Annotated in this window: 17 protein-coding genes; 1 reads left to right on the top strand and 16 read right to left on the bottom strand. The window is 52.9% G+C overall.

All coding sequences use genetic code 11. The features are described 5' to 3' along the window. Positions 1 to 45 precede the first annotated feature (45 nt). On the top strand, positions 46 to 3,369 hold the full coding sequence (locus tag ABIE29_RS21315) for an autotransporter outer membrane beta-barrel domain-containing protein (protein ID WP_429621077.1): 3,324 nt from the start codon (positions 46 to 48) through the stop codon (positions 3,367 to 3,369). 83 nt (positions 3,370 to 3,452) lie between these two features. On the opposite strand, the gene fis is transcribed toward ABIE29_RS21315, so the two are convergent. The 16 genes from fis to msrP all read right to left on the bottom strand — a co-directional run bounded on the left by fis (position 3,453) and on the right by msrP (position 18,957). Next, a complete protein-coding gene (gene fis / locus ABIE29_RS21310; protein WP_000462905.1) occupies positions 3,453 to 3,749 on the bottom strand; it encodes a DNA-binding transcriptional regulator Fis in 297 nt (98 codons plus the stop codon). A gap of 21 nt (positions 3,750 to 3,770) precedes the next feature. Beyond that, the gene (dusB, locus tag ABIE29_RS21305; protein ID WP_429621075.1) at positions 3,771 to 4,736 is read right to left on the bottom strand and encodes a tRNA dihydrouridine synthase DusB; all 966 of its coding nucleotides are present in this window, start codon (positions 4,734 to 4,736) and stop codon (positions 3,771 to 3,773) included. Between the two features lie 355 nt (positions 4,737 to 5,091). After that, positions 5,092 to 5,826 carry a carbonic anhydrase gene (locus ABIE29_RS21300; protein WP_429621072.1) on the bottom strand — a complete coding sequence of 245 codons (735 nt, stop codon included), beginning with the start codon at positions 5,824 to 5,826 and terminating at the stop codon, positions 5,092 to 5,094. 191 nt (positions 5,827 to 6,017) lie between these two features. Beyond that, complete coding sequence (gene prmA, locus ABIE29_RS21295; protein WP_429621070.1) at positions 6,018 to 6,899, bottom strand: 50S ribosomal protein L11 methyltransferase; 882 nt, start codon at positions 6,897 to 6,899, stop codon at positions 6,018 to 6,020. 10 nt (positions 6,900 to 6,909) lie between these two features. Further along, positions 6,910 to 8,355: a sodium/pantothenate symporter gene (gene panF, locus ABIE29_RS21290; RefSeq protein WP_429621068.1), complete on the bottom strand. Its 1,446-nt coding sequence runs from the start codon at positions 8,353 to 8,355 to the stop codon at positions 6,910 to 6,912. Further along, positions 8,345 to 8,587 (bottom strand): YhdT family protein, encoded by a 243-nt coding sequence (locus ABIE29_RS21285; RefSeq protein WP_024486310.1) that lies wholly within the window; start codon positions 8,585 to 8,587, stop codon positions 8,345 to 8,347. Before ABIE29_RS21285 ends, panF begins: the two co-directional genes overlap by 11 nt. Positions 8,588 to 8,764: 177 nt before the next feature. Beyond that, positions 8,765 to 9,451, bottom strand: coding sequence for a fimbria/pilus chaperone family protein (locus ABIE29_RS21280; RefSeq protein WP_429621066.1), 687 nt, complete (start codon positions 9,449 to 9,451; stop codon positions 8,765 to 8,767). Between the two features lie 46 nt (positions 9,452 to 9,497). Next, positions 9,498 to 11,843 carry a fimbria/pilus outer membrane usher protein gene (locus ABIE29_RS21275; protein ID WP_429621064.1) on the bottom strand — a complete coding sequence of 782 codons (2,346 nt, stop codon included), beginning with the start codon at positions 11,841 to 11,843 and terminating at the stop codon, positions 9,498 to 9,500. Between the two features lie 97 nt (positions 11,844 to 11,940). Beyond that, a complete protein-coding gene (locus ABIE29_RS21270) occupies positions 11,941 to 12,588 on the bottom strand; it encodes a DUF1120 domain-containing protein (RefSeq protein ID WP_429621062.1) in 648 nt (215 codons plus the stop codon). Between the two features lie 65 nt (positions 12,589 to 12,653). Beyond that, on the bottom strand, positions 12,654 to 13,295 hold the full coding sequence (locus tag ABIE29_RS21265) for a DUF1120 domain-containing protein (RefSeq protein ID WP_429621060.1): 642 nt from the start codon (positions 13,293 to 13,295) through the stop codon (positions 12,654 to 12,656). Positions 13,296 to 13,518: 223 nt separating this feature from the next. Further along, positions 13,519 to 14,166: a hypothetical protein gene (locus ABIE29_RS21260; protein WP_429621058.1), complete on the bottom strand. Its 648-nt coding sequence runs from the start codon at positions 14,164 to 14,166 to the stop codon at positions 13,519 to 13,521. A gap of 596 nt (positions 14,167 to 14,762) precedes the next feature. Then, entirely contained in the window at positions 14,763 to 16,112 is a 1,350-nt protein-coding gene (gene accC, locus ABIE29_RS21255; RefSeq protein ID WP_429621056.1) for an acetyl-CoA carboxylase biotin carboxylase subunit, read from the bottom strand. An 11-nt stretch (positions 16,113 to 16,123) separates the two neighbouring features. Next, complete coding sequence (gene accB / locus ABIE29_RS21250; protein ID WP_429621054.1) at positions 16,124 to 16,585, bottom strand: acetyl-CoA carboxylase biotin carboxyl carrier protein; 462 nt, start codon at positions 16,583 to 16,585, stop codon at positions 16,124 to 16,126. A gap of 32 nt (positions 16,586 to 16,617) precedes the next feature. Continuing rightward, positions 16,618 to 17,070 carry a type II 3-dehydroquinate dehydratase gene (gene aroQ, locus ABIE29_RS21245; protein WP_024483777.1) on the bottom strand — a complete coding sequence of 151 codons (453 nt, stop codon included), beginning with the start codon at positions 17,068 to 17,070 and terminating at the stop codon, positions 16,618 to 16,620. 285 nt (positions 17,071 to 17,355) lie between these two features. Further along, positions 17,356 to 17,955 carry a protein-methionine-sulfoxide reductase heme-binding subunit MsrQ gene (gene msrQ, locus ABIE29_RS21240; RefSeq protein WP_429621051.1) on the bottom strand — a complete coding sequence of 200 codons (600 nt, stop codon included), beginning with the start codon at positions 17,953 to 17,955 and terminating at the stop codon, positions 17,356 to 17,358. Beyond that, positions 17,956 to 18,957 carry a protein-methionine-sulfoxide reductase catalytic subunit MsrP gene (gene msrP / locus ABIE29_RS21235; RefSeq protein WP_429621049.1) on the bottom strand — a complete coding sequence of 334 codons (1,002 nt, stop codon included), beginning with the start codon at positions 18,955 to 18,957 and terminating at the stop codon, positions 17,956 to 17,958. It abuts the gene before it with no gap. Positions 18,958 to 19,045: the final 88 nt, after the last annotated feature.

Genomic DNA, 19,045 nt, shown 5'->3' with positions numbered 1-19,045 from the left:
CTTTCTATATTAGAAGGAAATGGTTCCTTTCTTTGCAGACAAAGGATGGTTGATTTGAAAAAGCTTTTCATCACGGCGGCGTTAACCAGTTTTTTCGCCAGTCACCATAGCTACGCCGGGGACAGCTATCTAGTTTATAACACCAATAATGTTGCTGTCTTCCAGGTACGTTTCTTTGATGTGGGTGATGGCCCTTTTATGCCGGACTTTCCGCGGCCAATTGAGTCGACCTGGGACCTGAATCGTCAGCAGAAAGAAAAAATACTGGATGCCATGCGGTACTGGGCTGAGATTATTACCCCCAGACCCGATCAATTACCTGCCATCATCAACGTAGGCACTTTTGAGGAGGTGAACGCTGCAGGTTCCAGCGAGTCGGTAACCGTAACCGATGGCGTAATCAGCATGACCCAATTGCAGGGGGCTTTGAACGGTGTTGATACCGGCGAGTTAACCCTCGGTTCTCATGGCCAATTTATGATGGGCAAATTGGATTTTGATAATATTCCCTATGTCCCTGCGCAACTCCCCCGTTCCGGAAAAACGGATCTGGTCAGTGTTGCCGTTCATGAATTGGCTCATGGGCTGGGTATCTCTAATATGGTCACCGATTGGGCTGGGGAGGGGACATTTACCCCGGCTTTTGACACCGATCTGCCTTTTGGTTCCTGGACTGCGCATCTGCGTGATGACAATGGAAACCCTGCTCGGCCAGGTCAGGTAATATTATGCGAGGGATGTAATAACTCATGGGATCCGCAAGGCTTTGATGTGCGCCTCGATAAGGGGTATTTCGCGGGTAAACATGTGGATCAAGTGCTGGCAGGGGCCATGCCCGGTGTTCCGGTGAAAATGCTGGATGACGATGGCTGGGTTGATGATAATTATATGAGCCATATCGAGCTGAAAAACAGCATGATGAGCCACCAGGATTACCGCAACTACACCACGTTTATGGAAGCCGAGCTGGCGTTATTGCAGGACATGGATTATCAGATCGATCGGCGTAATTTCTTCGGTTTTTCGCTTTACGGTGATGGGCAGACGCTGGTTAATCGACATGGTTACTTTTTACGTAACAAGCAGGGCGATGGCTACATTGCAGGGCAGTATAATACCGCGACATTGGGCGTTGGCCTGCATGTTTACGGCAGCAATAACCACATCTTTCAGCAAGCGGACTTGTTAACGCAGGGTTTCGGTGGGGCAGGTATTCGTATCGATGGGCAAAACAACACGCTGAGCGTTGAGCCTGGCACTCGCGTCTACGCAGATGGGATCAATGGCCGCGGCGTGATGTTTGCTTATGGCAAGAACCATAATCTTATTCAGCGTGGCGAAGTTCAAGCGTTGGGAGCTAATGGTGTGGCCCTCAGTTTTGATTTTGGCAATAACTTGATGGGCAACGATGCGGATTACCGGGGGTCCTGGATACATGATGTTGGCGGGGAGGCTGTAACGTTATTGCCGGAGCTACAGGGAGCGCTGGTAAATAATGTTGATATTAGCGGCCGGGTTGCCGCTAAAGGTGCGGCGATTTATATCTCGCCGAACGCACTGGTCGGCAATATTAATATATTAAACGGTGCTCGGCTGGAAGGTAATATCTACTCTCATTATGACGAGTTGGATAGTTATGGGCAGCAGCGTCTGACCCAGTTTACCTTTGGGCGTATGGCGAATTCGCAAGGGCAGGCCACCGATCAACCAGACCCCAATTTCAGGTTCGACTACCGAGGAAATATCTCTGGTATCGACAATCTGGCGCTGAGTACTCGCGGGGGGCTCACTTCGCTTAATGGTCACCACCAGATTTACAGCATGTCTATCGCACCAGGTTCCACGCTGGCGGGCAACAGCGATTATACCTTGAACCCGGCGGGGCGCTTTGTGAATGATGGTGTTCTCGCACCGGGTAATTCCCTGGGGAAAATCGAGATAACCGGCCTCTATCAACAGGGCGAGAAGGGGCAGTTGTTGTTGGAGGTCGATGGCCGGGGTGGACACGATACTCTCGTGGTTAATGGCCATGCGGAATTTAACGGTCAACTCACGTTTGCACCGCAGCCAGACTGGTACGCGACAGACTGGCGGCTGGATTCGGGCGATGTGCTGAAAACCACCTCGCATAGCGGAGAATTCCGCACGGTGAACGGTTTGCTCAGTTCACCTACGCTGACCTTGCAGGCAACGCCGCAGGGGGAGGATCGTTGGCAACTCGCGATGCTGCGTGCTGACAACGCCTACAGCCAGTATGCGCAGGACCGCAATGCGCGGCAGGTCGGCCAGGCGCTGGACCACATTGTGTCGGTCGCGGGGGCAGACATCCAGCCACTGTACCGGACGCTGGACTTTTCTGCCGCCGACGGTGGCAGCATCAGCAGCGCTTTGCCACAGCTCTCTCCAGCTGCGTACAGTGCGATGTTCGCCAGCTCTCTCAATCGTGAACAGCAGATTACGCGGATCGTCAGCGGTTCTCATCCCACCACGCCAGAGCAGCAGGTTGCAGGCGAATGGCATAGTTTTGCCATACCCTTTGGCGGCGGTTTTTGGCAGCAACGCGAAGGTGATCGGGTTGGCTATGATGCCAGCAGCTACGGCATAGTCTTCGGTGCTGAAAAGCATAGCGAACAGAATAGCGACTGGGTTTATGGCTTCCATGGTGCGGTCAGTGGGCAATCGGTAACGGTAAAATCGCCGGAAAACGCCAGCGGTAAAACTACGGCTTTCGATCTGGGTATCCAGGCCCGTTATGCCGCCGATCGGCGAGCGGGGATGTATCTATTCGGCAATGGTCGGTTTGGCATTGAAGATAGCCGCTTGGATCGCCGCATAAACATCGAAACTTATCAGGCGAACCAACATGCCAGTTGGACCGGATTGGCGGGTTCTGTTGCTGCTGGTGGCGGTTATCGTTGGGCGTTGAATGACCAATGGAGCGCTGGCCCGGTGGCCGCACTGAATTACACTACCCTGCATCGCCCAAGCGTGACAGAAACGGGCAACGACAGTAGTCGCTTGGCGCTAGGTTCGAGCACCTTTGATTCGCTCCGCTCAAGCATTGGGGTAAATAGCAGTTGGGATCTGCCGCTCTCTTCGGGCGCTGCTATCGCCGCCGATCTGCAACTCACCTGGGATCACGAGTTGCTGGATAGCGCTGTGTCGCAAAAGGCCGCTTTCGCCAGCTACCGCGCGGCGAGCTTTAGCAACCAGAATCAGGTGGTTGGGCGTAGCTCCATGGGGGTGAAAGCCGGGGTTCGTTATCAAATCAATAGGGATGTGGAGCTGGGCGTGGGGGTAGAGAGCGAGCTGTTCCGTTCTGGCTATGACTCGGTAGCGGGCAACCTTTCGGCCACCTGGCGTTTCTGACAGGCCGGTATCAGCAGACAAAGAAAAAGGCGCTTGACCCATGAGGTAAAAGCGCCTTTTTTCAACATCTTAACTGATTGTTATCAGTTCATGCCGTATTTTTTCAATTTCTTACGCAGTGTACCGCGGTTGATCCCCATCATCAGGGCAGCGCGGGTTTGGTTGCCACGGGTGTACTGCATCACCATGTCCAACAGTGGCTGTTCAACTTCAGCCAGTACCAGCTCATACAGATCGTTAACGTCTTGACCGTTCAGTTGAGCAAAATAGTTCTTCAGTGCTTGCTTAACCGAGTCACGCAGAGGCTTTTGAGTCACTTGGTCCTGTGAGTTCACGGTTGAAACGGTCAGTACGTCAGAATTTACGCGTTGTTCGAACATAGTTCTGTCAGCTCTTTTTTGTTACGCAAGATTTTCGAAATATGCCTCCAACGCCTCCAGCTGTTCGCTGGCATCCTCTATGGCGTTGAATGTGCGCCGAAACTGGTCATTAGGGGCATGCTCCTGTAAGTACCAAGAGACGTGCTTTCGAGCAATCCGGAATCCCTTGCCTTGGCCGTAAAAGCCGTGCAGTTCCCGAATATGCCCTAGTAACAAGCGCTTCACTTCGCCAAGTGGCATCGGTGGCAGCAGCTCCCCAGTGTCCAGATAATGCTGGATTTCCCGGAAGATCCAGGGTCTCCCCTGAGCAGCACGGCCTATCATCAGGGCATCAGCCCCAGTGTAGTCGAGCACTGCTCTGGCTTTATGCGGGTCAGTAATGTCGCCATTCGCGATGATCGGAATAGCGACACTCTGCTTAACTGCCCGAATGCTGTCGTACTCCGCGTTGCCGTTGAACAGGCAGGCACGGGTTCGGCCATGAATCGTCAGGGCCTGTATACCACAATTTTCGGCCAGTTGGGCAATTTCTACACAGTTACGGTTCTCTGGTTCCCAGCCGGTACGGATCTTAAGTGTTACCGGCACATCCACCGCGTTAACCACCGCGAGGAGGATCTGCTTAACCAGATCCGGGTACTGCAGTAACGCAGACCCTGCAAGCTTCCGGTTCACTTTCTTGGCTGGGCACCCCATATTGATGTCGATGATCTGAGCACCGCTGGCCACATTAATGCGCGCCGCGGCAGCCATATCATCAGGATCACATCCGGCTATCTGCACGGAACGGATCCCTGGTTCATCGCTATGTACCATACGCAGACGTGACTTATCCGTGCGCCAAACCTCCGGGTTGGAGGAGAGCATTTCGGATACAGCCATCCCAGCACCCATTGCATGACATAAGGTTCTGAATGGGCGATCTGTGATGCCGGCCATCGGGGCCGCAATCAGGCAATTTGTTAACTGGTGGTGTCCAATGCGCATAGACAAAGAGTGACCATACTGTGTCCGCAAGGGCGCGTATATTACGCATTTTTTCATTCAGATGAAAGGCCAAACTTTGACCAATCGCCAGTTATTGGGCAATAAAACTGCGCTTATGCCCCCTTGGTGAGAATATTGTGGTTATTTAACAATATGTTGGATTATTTTGCTTAATTTGCGTGCGCTAAAATATTCCATTAACGGCAGGATTTTATCTTTACCCGCTGGCAATAACAGATCGTAACATCAGGTTATTTGTAACATTGTCAGCTTAATACTTTGACAAATCGACAAGAATGGTGCTGGCAGTTACCGCCACCCTGGTGAGGGCAGCGGCAGTGGTAGCTGGCAAAGATCAATCGACGATGACGCGGCCGTTCAGCGGCTGTATCGGACGATTGTTGTCATGGTGGACTACCGAGTGGAATTGACTGATTTGTTCGGCAGAAGCGCTTACAGGCTGATCTAGCACCAACCAGCTGACCCCTTCAGAGCAAGGTGGCGTAGTCAGTGAACCGCTGAAGCGGTAGAAGTTAAACTGTTTCGGCAGCAACGCTTTGATATCCAACGGCTTGTTCAGCGCAGTGGTCTGATCGACGACGGCAGGCATTTGTTGCCAGGCCTGTGCCAGTTGCGGATTGGCTTTACCTTGCTGGAACATCAGAGCCAGCACTGCCAGGGCACCGTCTTTGTCCTTGTAGACAAAGTGCGCTTCCAGTGGGAACTGCTTGCCGTCGATCTCGTTTTCGCTCGGGGCATGGAAATGGAATTGTTGCAGCGTGAAAGTGTCGTTATCCAACCGTAGGGTGTAGCCTTCGCTGACGTTGATCTGGATGGTGTGTCCGTTGTTGACAATTTGCTGTTTGCCCGGCTGGAAAGCCAGCTCAAGCTTGCCGTGCTGGGTTTTCAGCGCGCCCTGGATGTTGACCGGGGACTGGTTTTTACCGGTTTCACACAGTGAAAAATCGGGTGAAAGCTTGCCCCAATGCGCCGGGTCTTCCTGGCCTTCATAACCCCAATGAGCATGTTCTGCGGCACCGATCGAGAAGCTGGCGGCCAACAGGGCGGCAAGCAACATTTTTCCTTTCATTTCCTAATCCTTGTCCAATGAAGATACCAATTATCCTGGGTGGGCGGCTCATATGCTGCGGGCCACCTTCACTCCGGGCTGGAGAATACGCCCAGCAAGTGTCGGGATAAACTGGCGGATTCTTAGGAAAAGGAAAAACCATCGGAACTGTTTAAATTTCCGATGGTTTTTGGCAGGTGGGGAAAATGTAACTAGTTGCGTTGGCCGGTGATGCGGCACCATTCTTCACGCTCGGCCACCGGGTCGAGGTTGAATTTATCCTGGTAGGCTTCGGCTACGCTGGCGGCCTGGGTTGCCAGTACGCCTGACAGGCCCAGATAGCCGCCGGGTTTTGGCAGATCACTGATTAGCGGTGCCAGCTCACGCAGTGGGCCGGCGAGAATGTTCGCCACCACCACATCGGCCAGCAGATCGGCCGGCTGGTCTTTTGGCAGGTACAGCTCCAGGCGCTCTGAAACGCCGTTACGCTGCGCGTTGTCGCGGCTGGCCTGAATGGCCTGGGGATCGATATCGATGCCAATGGCGCGTGCGGCACCAAGTTTTAACGCGGCAATCGCGAGGATGCCGGAGCCACAGCCGAAGTCGATGACGGTTTTGCCAGCCAGATCCAATCCATCCAGCCATTGCAGGCAAAGCGCGGTGGTTGGGTGTGTGCCGGTGCCAAACGCCAGGCCAGGGTCGAGCATGACGTTCACAGCGTCCGGATCGGGCACGTCACGCCAGCTTGGGCAAATCCACAGGCGCTCGCCGAAACGCATCGGGTGGAAGTTATCCATCCACTCACGTTCCCAGTCTTTATCTTCCAACTGCTCGATTTTGTGGCGGAAACCGCTGCCCAACAGCGGATGCTGTTCCAGTATGGCGACCACTTCGGCCATATCGGTTTCGGCATCATACAGGCCGATCACATCGGTATCGCCCCACAGCAGGGTTTCGCCTGGCAGCGGTTCAAACACCGGGTTGTCGTGGGTGTCCTGAAAGGTGACCGACACCGCGCCACTTTCAACCAACGCATCGCTCAGGTCTTCTGCCTGGCTGCCGGTGGTGTTCAGTTTTAGTTGGATCCAAGGCATAACAATTCTCTCAAGAGGGTAAGGACGACGCCAACTGGCGTTTTTCGCCGTAGACATTGCCGAGATAAAACGCCATCAGGCTGATTAACAGCGAGGGCACAATAGGGTGCAATCCGGCCAGGTGCAGATCGAAGCTGGCTAATAGCGTATAGCATAACGCACCGGTGACCATTGAGCTAAGAGCGCCCTGCGCGTTGGCGCGTTCCCAGTACAGGCCCAACACCAACGGCCAGAGGAATACGGCCTCCAGCCCGCCGAACGCCAGCAGGTTCAGCCAGATGATCATTTCTGGCGGACGCCAGGCGGCCAGCAGCACCAACAGGCCGAGGATCAGCGTAGTCAGGCTGGAGAAGCGTTTGATCATCTTCTCATTGTTCATCTGCAGCGGACGTACGCCCAGATAGAGGTCTTTGATGATAGTGGCAGAGGATTGCAGCAGCTGCGCATTGATGGTCGACATGATCGCCGCCATCGGTGCGGCCAGGAAAATCCCTGCGGCGTAAGGGGGCAGCACGGTGATCATCAACGTCGGGATCACCTGATCGGGGATCTTCAGATCCGGCAGCACCGCCCGGCCCAGGGCGCCAGCCAGATGCATACCAAACATCAGAATGGCCACCACAATGGTGCCGAGGATAATGCCACGGTGCACGGCTTTGCTGTCTTTATACGAGATACAGCGCACGGCGGTGTGCGGCAGGCCAATCACGCCAAAGCACACCAGGATCCAGAACGAAGCCATAAACGGCAGGCTGAGGATCTGATCGCCGCCTTGCGGTGAGACCAACGCCGGATCGATCTGTTGCAGCTTATCAACTGCGCTGTGCAAGCCGCCCGCCGCGTGGATCACCGCAACCAGCAGCAATATCGTGCCCAGTAGCATGACCAGCCCTTGCATGGCATCGTTCAGCACGCTGGCACGGAAGCCGCCAAACGCGGTGTACAGCGCAATGCTGATACCAAATATCAGCAGGCCGGTGTCGTAAGGAATGCCCGCCGCAGTCTCGAGCAGGCGGGCACCGCCGATAAACTGGACCGTCATCGCCCCAAGGAAGGCGACCAACAGACTTAGACTAGCTAGCCACACCAGCAAACGGCTCTTATAGCGAGCGAACAGCATGTCGTTAAGGGTGATGGCGTTGTAGCGCCGTGCCAGAATGGCAAACTTTTTCCCCAGCACGCCAAGTGAAAGCCATACGGCGGGCAGTTGGATCATCGCCAGCAGCACCCAGCCAAGGCCGTACTTATAGGCGGCACCAGGCCCACCGATAAACGAACTGGCGCTGATATAGGTGGCGGTCAGCGTCATGGCCAGCACAAAGCCGCCCATCGAACGGTTGCCGAGGAAATATTCACTCAGGAAGTTACCGCTCTGGCGACGGGTATAGGCATACACCGACAGGCCAAACACCAGCAACAGATAGGCAATCAGCGGCAGAATGACCTCAGTTTGCATCGCTATCCTCCAGGGGGATATCGCGGAAGATGCCGCGTACCATCAGCCAGCACAGGCCAATAAACAGCAGCGGTACCAGCAGGCAGGCCATTTCGAACCAGTGCGGCAGCCCGGTGATCCCGGCGTTGCTGTCTGGCAGATAGGCCGCCAGCGACCAGGCCAGCAGGTAAAGCAGCGTCAGGCCCAGTGCCCAGCGTGCTTCGCGGTTAGCTTGAACAAAGCGTTGTTCCATCCGTGCCTCCAAGGGGTTTACGGTGATGGATTGGCAAAGGAGGGGATTTTACGACAAGGGACGGTTTTGCCAAGCCGTTATGTTGCCATGTGGATAAAAAAACCGGCCAGGATTGGCCGGTTTTTATGCTGTCTACGCAATAAAAGGTGCGATCTGCGCCAGGTTTCCATTGGCCCCTTACTTCACGGGTAACGTGACATCGCTCTGTTTAAAACCATAACGGCTCAGCGGAGTGATGCTCACGGAGGTGACCTTACCTGATACGGTCAGTTTCTTTTCTTCACCCGCCATCAGGTAGTAATTATCCAATGCTGCGATTTGCTTTGATGGCAACAGGGTTAGCTGAGGGGATAAACGCACCACATGCAAGCCGGTATTCTTTACCATCAGGGTCGTCCCGGTTTGAGTCAGTTGCAGATCTTCCCAAGGGGTTTTGCTCACCGCCACCGCTTTCGGCTGCACAATCAGCCCAATACTCTGGCGTACCGGTATACGCGCACTGTTATCCACCGCCTGGCCTACCCCTTCAAAGGACGCCTTCAGCATCACTTCATGGGGTAACACCGTCCCCTGCTTCAGCACAAAATTCACCTGTTGGCTCTGGCCAGCCTCAATCCGGGCAATCGGCGGTGAAACCAGGACCAACTTGCCAAACGCCTTGCCATCCAGGTCTTCAACCTTGGTCGCCAGCAAAATTGGCTCAGAGGTCGTATTCTTGATACTGAAATTTGTCCGCCCGGTACTTTCCTCCAACACTATCCCCATACTTTCTAACTGGAAAGAGGCTAGGGCAGAGGGCATTCCCACCGCAATCAGTAATATAGTGCCGATAATTCGACTAAAGAACCACATTCTCTTGTTCATGTTTTATCCTATCTGATGACTCTTGATTATTGTGTGCAACAACGGTCTAACGGCAGACAGCGTCTCGTTCCTCATACAATACCGACGGGTCAAATTCCGTCGGTACGTCATAACTCACCTGACATTCATTCCTATTGACGCGACGCACGCGCAATGATTTGCCAATATCTTCATTGATTAGCATAAGGTTGCCTTCACCAATCAGGGTGCCCAACAGTTGCCCTTTCTCATCATGCACAGATGCCCCTGTGGGCAATATGTTCCCCTGCTCATCGCGGAGAGTCAGTAATAACTGGTGGACCTCGGTGACTCTAAATTGCCTTTTCGCCACGGTACCGCGCGCCAGTTCCAGCTCCAGAGCCGTACTGTCCAGGCGTAGGTTTAACGGTAATGACAAGGTATCTATTTGCGCTTTTAACGGCATATAGGGGGTGGCCGAGGGCAGTAACACATCACCGGCAAAATCGGTGATGCCATCACCTGCGCCTGTCACCCTGGTGCCAGACTGTCCTGGCACGCTGACGACCACCAAGGTATCGCCCACACGTTGAGGTGATGTCACCCAGGTACCGTTGGCCACGCCCATCGAACCCGAAGAGATCAAAGACTGCGAGAAAGTCCCCTGACTGGAACGCGATGCCCCCAACGACAAACGGGTGTAGGCGGTATTTCCACTCAGGTTGCCACTGGTCTGATACTCGCCGCTACTATCCCGGGCGATGTCCAGAGTTCCACTTAATTGTTCCCCGACAGCGCCCTGCCAGCTGCTTCCCAGCGTCATTTGATTGTTCCTGCGCAGTTGCAGACGGCTATTAACACTCCCTCCACCGAACGGTAAATTCACCCCGGCATAAACGACAGCGCGATCGTGAGGCGAGGATTGCACACTCAGGTTCAACATCGCCGTCCCCAGCCTTTTGTTGTAGGCCAGCGTTTGCATCCAGCCTGGCGTATTGTCGTGGTAATACCGTTCATGGGATAAACTGTAGGTAAACGCTCCCCATGCCTGGGTATTCCAGGACAAAGCCAGCCCCCCGGTATAATGCAAGCGTGAGCCCGAATACTCTTCGGGCCTGCCCACAGGCTGACGCAATGATTCATCCGCATCCCGGAATCCCAGGGTGCGATACTGTGAAGTCAGGGATAACGACAGGTTCTGGCTCACGGCCACCTGTCCCTGTGCATCTAGTTGCATACCCTGTTGGCGCCCCCGGCTGTACACCACGTTACCGGATAACCAATTACCCAGTTCATCCCCAAGGCCCGCCTGCCAAGCCAGCCGTTGGTATTTGGCCGAGGCCAGCCCCCCCACGCCCATCTGCCGGGAGCCACTTAAACTGAACTGTTTCTCTCCCATCAACAACGCTGGCGGAGAAGCGGAGTCTTGCTGCCCCCCCTGGATACGGTAGCGTCCCACAGCGAACTGATAGCCGCCTTGCCGATCTTGCCCACCGCCGAAGCTCGGAGTCACGGTAAAACGCTGTTGATACCCCTCGGCATCGGTCACAGTGACCTGTGTTTCTACCCCTGCGCTAGCCTGACCCAGGTTGTCCAGCGTAAAAGGGCCCGCAGGCAGCAACGTGCGATACATCACCTGTCCACGTTGTTTAACTTCCACCGTCGCCTGGCTTGATACTGTGCCTTGTAGGGGGACTAACAAGGTTGCATGAGAAAGTTGGAAACGTTCGCTGGAGAGTTGCAAACCGGTGATAGGCACCCCGCCACTCAATGCGCCACCGGCGCTGAACTCCCCGACCTGCGCAAATGCCCCCCAGTTTGGAAAATCCCGCGTCGCCGAGGTCTCATACACATCCAGCTGGCTCCCGAACTCACTCTTGCTGTAGCTGGAACGATTACGGACCACCCAGTTGCTGATATTCAGGCCTGGCTCCAACATGGCTTGCCACGATTGCTGGTTGCCATAACTGCCCTGTGTGCGGTTACCGTACAGATCATAATTCAGCATGACGGCATAACCCCCACGCTGCTCACTGCGCAGCTTGTCCGGATCAAATGCCTCTTCCGGTAAAGTGATCTCTACACGGAAGGTGCCGGGAAACACTCGGACCTGGGCCTGTGGCCAGCGTGATCCAATACGTTCACAGTTCCCAAGAGGTGATGTCAGGTGCAAACGCAGCGTTTCGGCTAAATGTGCATCCAGGCACAGCTCTCCCTCTTGACCAAAACGGACCTCTTCCTGATAGCGTTGTGCAGCATTCACCTCCAGCGTGACCCGCTGAACCCCTGGTAAAAACCGTGATGTCGAAAAAAACTCGGCGATATCCGCGTTATAGCCCAGTTGTTCAAGGGTTTTCACATCAAATCCAGCGGCCCCCGCACGCGCCATCAGCAGGGCCGACAACACCCATACCACCGATGTCTTTTGCCTCATGGGCAGATATGTTCCCTTGATTTTCCGACCTGCGTCGACATAAACAGAGGGGGAAATATCCCCCTCTCAATTAACCTAAAACATGGCCTGTCGAAATTTATAGCCCGAAGCCAAACTCCAAGGTGGCAGAACCGTCCAGGCTTACATCTTCACTAATGCCACCCTGCATCTCGCTCTTTTTTGCCAAGAACGCTTTTGAAGTTAGAGGAAGCTCAAATTGTTTCCCGATAGCCAGCTCCGTAGGATTGCCCATAGCCCTCCAACCAAGGCGTTGACCACTATGCTCAAGCGTCGAGGACATTGGCGCACCCGAGATCGTTCCGTTTGGCGACACCACAATTATTGCGGCTGGTTGCCCATCAACAAAACCAGCCCCCGTATTTAGGGTGTAATAGCCCAGTTTCCCGCTACCGTTTACATTACCAAGGCCAAAATATTTGCTCCCAGCCATACTGGCTGTGCCTAACCGATTATCTGTTAGTTTGAATGTCAATGGAGTAGGAGCACTACACTGCACTTTTACCGTATCGTTTAAATCATTTCCCAACGAGGTCGGTTGCTTATCATTGATTAGCGTTTGGTTGATCTTGCCATAATCAAACACGCCATTTTTATTCAGCGTCACGTCACATGTTGGCGTAATCAATTCGCCAGTCACTTTGATCTCAGCGCTTGGGGCCGCTAGCGTCGCAGCAGAAAGCAGTAGCGATGAAAGGGCTGTTATTTTCAGCACGCTTTTTTTCATCAATAAGTATCCTTATGTATATCCTTCCCTTAATAATCAGGAAGCGTATTTATCCGTAGTAGAGATCAGAGACCGTAGCTAAAGTTCAGCGTGGCTGAGCCATCCAGTTTGACATTATCCGAAATCGGGCCACCCATAACGCTTGACGACGCCAGTACGGGCTCCATACTCATAAGAGCCATGAAATGCTTACCACTAGCCTGAACATTTCCCGATTTTGCCCAACCGGTTACTTTGTTTTTATCAATATAGGTCTCTGATGTTGCAGAAAATGAAGAGCTACCTTTATTGGCGCTATAAAGAGATGTGGCGGTACTATCAACTACAGCACTTTTCAATTTCATTTTGTAATAGCCTAATTTCCCGTCGCCGTTCACATTCCCGAGACCGAAACTGGTACTTGCGGTTGAACTGGACGTACTTGCACGATTATCAACGACGGTGAAGCTCAAGAAGGTGTCAGCTTCACAGATAACATTTAGATTATTACTCATTGTTTTCAAAGAGGTATCCTTGTTAGGACTAATCAATGAATTGGAGATTTTTCCCAAATCATAAACGCCATCATTAGCGATTGAAACCTGGCAAGAAGGTACGGCCATCTGCCCTTTCACTTTTAATTCTGGCGACATATTTGCCGCCATCGCTGTCCCCATGCTCATCATTACAACGGAAATGATCGCACCAGAAATCATTGTTTTTTTCATAAAAATATCCATATAGTTCATTAAATTATATTCGCCGCCCACCATCGGGCATAGGCAAGACCAGAGAGTGATAATCCCTCTCTATACTTTATTACCGACCAGGTTTCCCCTACAGCAATGAGTATAAAAGCGCACCTCCTCTATATAAAGAGAAATAAATGGAGGGCGTTCTTATATATCAAGGATGAAATTCAACGTCACAGAGCCTAAATAGAATGTGTTCTTATATACCAAAGATAAAATCTAACGTCACAGAACCATCCAGTGACACGGCTTCCGTCACGGCGCCTTGAGGAATTGTCAACCGTGGGGAAACCGTGATATCCAGGGAGAAGACTCTTCCCGCCCGCATCACGTTTTCCGGCATCAACCAACGAGTACGCATACCGGGGATAAGTGGCATAACACCGCTCCGCGATTGGGCTTGCCCGGCAGTTTGTGACATGGCTACTGCTCGGTCAATCTGAGCGTTACTCACCCCTAATCTGTAATTACCCAGCGTATGAACACCATTTCCCCCAAGGCTAAAATATGGCGTACTTATGCCATTGGCAGCCCTGTTTCGGTTATCCTGCGGAATAACTTCCAGATACGTCGCGTTGTCACACTTCACCCGCCAAGATTGGGTCATATCAGGCAAGCTGACTGGGTTATCGGATCCGGTTGGCAGTTTTATTTTCCCAAAATCATACACTCCATTATTAGGTGCAATAATTTCACAACGAGATGAGGCTATTTCTCCGGTTACTTTTACATCACTTGATGGCACGCCAGCCAATGCATTCACCGATGATAAACCTATTACTCCGACCATCCATTTGAGTTTTTTTATATTCAGGAAGTGACCTCCATTTATATATCCCAATCCCATAAAAGCATTAACTTTAAAATCTGAACGACTTCATTTAACAGACGATAAACAGTCTAAACAAAGTAATAAAAAATGGAAATGTTTTTAATATTGGAGGATTCTCAAAAAAAAAGGGAAAAAATGCCACCAAAAATAGAGTGTAAAGTTACATCAATAATATAAATAAAGAATTTTATTCTAAAAAATAAATAAAATATAGATATTTAAACTTTTTATTAAATTAAAAATAGATTTATATCTTTGATTTGGCATGGAGGAATGGAATACAAAAGTTAGGATCATCAAAATACCACTTCGAAGATTCTGGTACCTTGTCGGTCAGACCCATATGCAGGCACTAGCGATAGGTGAGATTAACCTGGATTCTCTTGGCCAGACGGCATTGATTGGGAATGTCAAAGCGATAGCCCAGCAGATTTTAATCAGGCGAACAGGTTCAATAGCGGGGTTGCCACTGTCAGGGGGAAGGGGTCTTTGAGTATGGTAGGTAGTTCATTTTTTTGCACTGACCTAATGAGATCAAAGTCCTGGCGTCGCCGCCAGGACTTTGTCATCAATCTGACACCGTATAGAGGGTTATGCGGTGCTTTTTGTTATCAGGTTTCCTGCAGACCCAGCTTCTTCTCCAGATAGTGGATATTGGTGCCACCATGCTGGAAGTTTTCGTCGGTCATGATCTTTTGCTGCAGTTCAACGTTGGTTTTGATGCCATCGATGATCAGCTCAGCCAGGGCGTTCTTCATGCGGGCAATCGCCACGTCACGGTTTTCACCGTAGGTGATCAGCTTGCCAATCATGGAGTCATAGTACGGCGGCACGGTATAGCCAGCGTAGATATGAGATTCCCAACGCACGCCGAAACCACCAGGAGCGTGGAAGCGGGTGATCTTGCCTGGGCTTGGCAGGAAGGTGTTCGGGTCTTCGGCGTTGATACGGCATTCCACCGCATGGCCTTGTACCTTCACTTCATCCTGTTTGATCGACAGCGGCTGACCGGCAGCGATACGCAGCTGCTCTTTGATCAGATCCACGCCGGTGATCATTTCGGTAACCGGGTGTTCCACCTGGATACGGGTGTTCATTTCAATGAAATAGAACTCGCCGTTCTCATACAGGAACTCAAAGGTACCCGCACCACGGTAGCCGATTTCCACACAGGCTTTTGAACAGCGTTCGCCAATGTAGCGGCGCAGCTCTGGGGTGATCCCCGGCGCTGGTGCCTCTTCGACCACTTTCTGGTGGCGGCGCTGCATGGAGCAGTCACGCTCAGCCAGATAGATGGCGTTGCCCTGGCCATCTGCCAACACCTGAATTTCGATGTGGCGTGGGTTTTCCAGGTACTTCTCCATATACACCATGTCGTTGTTGAAAGCCGCTTTGGCTTCCGCTTTGGTCATGGAGATGGATTGTTCGAGATCTTTGTCGCCGCGCACAACGCGCATGCCGCGACCGCCGCCGCCGCCGGAAGCCTTGATGATCACCGGATAACCGATGCGCTTGGCGAAGGCACGGTTTTTGTCCATGTCATCGGTCAGCGGGCCGTCGGAGCCAGGTACGCAAGGTACGCCAGCTTTTTTCATCGCGTTGATGGCCGAAACCTTGTCGCCCATCAGGCGAATGGTTTCGGCGCGTGGACCGATGAAGATAAAGCCGGAGCGCTCGACCTGTTCGGCAAAGTCGGCGTTCTCGGACAGGAAGCCATAGCCCGGGTGGATCGCCACGGCGCCGGTAATTTCGGCGGCGGAGATAATGGCCGGGATGTTCAGATAGCTTTTAACCGACGGTGCAGGGCCGATACAAACGGTCTCGTCCGCCAGCAGAACGTGTTTCAGATCGCGGTCGGCGCTTGAGTGAACGGCAACGGTTTTGATGCCCAGTTCTTTACAAGCGCGCAGGATACGCAGCGCGATCTCGCCACGGTTGGCGATAACAATTTTATCTAGCATGGTGCGCCTCGTTATTCGATGACGACCAGTGGCTCGTCAAATTCAACCGGTTGGCCGTTTTCTACCAGGATCGCTTTAACCACACCGGATTTGTCCGCTTCAATCTGGTTCATCATTTTCATGGCTTCAACGATGCACAGAGTATCACCGGCGTTCACTTTCTGGCCCACTTCCACGAAGGCTTTCGCGTCCGGGCTTGGGGTGCGGTAGAAGGTCCCTACCATTGGTGAACGAACGATATGGCCACTCATGGCCGCTGGTGCTGCTGGGGTTTCTGCGCCAGCAGGGGCAACGGCGGCGGCCAGAGCAGGTTGCTGCTGAGCTGGCGTTGCGTACTGTTGCATCATTGGGTAAGCCTGCACCGGTGCGGCACGGCTGATGCGAACCGACTCTTCGCCTTCAGAGATTTCCAGTTCAGAAATGCCTGATTCTTCAACCAGTTCGATCAGTTTCTTGATTTTACGAATATCCATGAGTGTGATTCCGTACTCTTTTTGTGTAGCAATTAGTGGGTTTTTGACAAACGGCGAACCGCTGCCTGTAAAGCAAATGTGTAGCCATCCGCGCCGAGGCCACAGATCACGCCTACCGCGATATCTGACAGATATGAGTGATGGCGGAAAGGCTCACGAGCGTACACGTTGGACAGGTGGATCTCGATAAACGGGATCTGCACTGCCAACAGTGCATCGCGCAGCGCCACGCTGGTGTGCGTGAATGCAGCAGCGTTAATCAGGATAAAATCCGTATTGCCGCGTGCCTGATGAATGCGATCGATGAGCGCATGCTCGGCGTTGGACTGCAGATGGCTCAGGGTAATATCTAGCGCGAGCGCCTGGTTTTCCAATCCGTTAACAATCTCTGCCAGCGTAGCGCTGCCGTACTTTTCCGGCTCACGTGTCCCCAGCAGATTTAGATTGGGGCCGTTCAGAAGCAAAATGTGAAACTTATCCGCCATTGTGCAGGTATCTCCGGCAATAAAACCATCATCGTAGAAAATAACCCGATGTCACCGATTTGTCACCTGTTACACGCAGATTTTACAGCTGCGACAGGAACAAGGTCGGGCATTATAACGATATCGTGGCAATTCGCAGCTAAATACTGGTCTTATCAGCGAAGATATTCAACCCTAAATCAGCAAACACCAAGTGCCGCTATTGGATTATGAGGGGTAGAACACAGAAAATTTCCGCGCCCCTGTAAGGGGGTTTTACCGTCAATCTTGCCGGTTTTAGCGCGGTTAGCGCCACCACGAGCGGAATTTTTTGTAACGCAGAGCTAACAGCAGCAGCGCCAGCGACGCGTAAATAAAAGGCTGCGGTGATAACGTTTTTACCGACCATAAATAATGGATCGGTGCCAGGATCGCCACCAGATAGACGAAGTTATGCAACTTCTGCCAGTTGGCCCCCAATTTGCGCTGCGCCCATAGGGTTGAGGTGGCCGCCAGAGCCAGCAAGATCAACCAGCAGAGGATACCTAGCGTCAGATAAGGGCGGGTCAGCAGCTCGCGCCCCAGCAGGCCAATGTTGCTCAACCCCAGTTCCAGCGTCGAGTAGCTTACCAGATGCAGGCTTCCCCAGGCAAAACACCACAAACCCAGCAGGCGTCGGCAACGGATCAGCAACGGCTGGCGCGCATAGCGGGCCAATGGAGTGACAAGCAGGGTGGCCAGCAGCAATTTCAGCGTCATCCTGCCGGTAAAATGCTGGATATCCTTCGCCGGATCGGCGCTGAACCAGCCCTGATCGACTGACAACAGTAGCCAGAGAAAGGGCAGGAACGCCGCCAGGTAGATGGCTACTTTTAGCCAGGTGATCTGCTTGGGGGTTAAGCGCACTCAGAAGTTCTCCCGTAAATCGAGGCCGTGATACAGCGAGGCCACCTGCTCGGCATAACCGTTGAACAGCAGCGTCGGTTGCCGTTTCACATCCAAAATGCCGCCGGATCCGATGAAGCGTTCGGTAGCCTGCGACCAGCGAGGATGATCGACATGGGGATTCACGTTGGCGTAAAAACCATATTCGTTGGGCGCAGACAGATTCCAGGTGGTTGGCGGTTGTTCTCGAGTCAGGGTGATCTGTACGATGGACTTGATGCCTTTGAAGCCGTACTTCCATGGGGTGATCAGGCGCAGTGGCGCACCGTTTTGCGGTGGCAGCATCTTGCCATACACGCCCACGGTCAACAGGGCCAGTGGATGCATGGCTTCATCAAGGCGCAAACCTTCGACATAGGGATACTTGAGGCCACCACCAATAAAGCGATCTTTCTGGCCGGGCATCTGTTCTGGATCGTACAGCGTTTGAAAGGCCACGTAGCGTGCGTTGCTGTTGGGCTCGACCAGCTTAAGCAGTTTGCCCAGTTCAAAGCCGATCCACGGCACTACCATCGACCAGGCTTCGACGCAGCGCATGCGATAAATACGTTGCTCCAGCGGGAATCGCTTGAGTAAATCGTCGATATCCAGCGTCATTGGCTTACCGACTTCGCCGTCGATTTTTACCTGCCAGTCCGCTGTTTTCAGGGAGCCCGCGTTGGCGGCAGGATCGGCCTTGTCCAGACCAAATTCGTAAAAGTTATTGTAACCCGAGACTTTCTCTTCAGGCGTCAGCGGCAGATTGGCTTGCCAGATTTCGGGTTTGCTGAAGTCCAGCGCTTTACCCGGCGGGGCTGGAGGCCGATCGTTACCTTTGAACCATGACAGCAAGTCGGCCTGTGCCTGGATGGGCAAAGCCAGCGAGGCGGCCGTGATCCCTAGCGCCTGGAGTACTTTGCGCCGCTGATAGAACACGCTTTCCGGCGTGACATCGGCTTCGGTCAGTTTTCGCTGTTGTTTCATTTTTTTCTCCGCAAGTGATGCTGTAAGCATGGCGTGAAAGCCAACTTTCTGCGAGAGGATGGATGTAAAGAGAGGTAAACGAGAGGTA

The organism is Serratia sp. 2723, from assembly GCF_050434425.1.
GTDB lineage: Bacteria > Pseudomonadota > Gammaproteobacteria > Enterobacterales > Enterobacteriaceae > Chania.
This window is presented reverse-complemented; position numbering and strand designations above follow the sequence as displayed.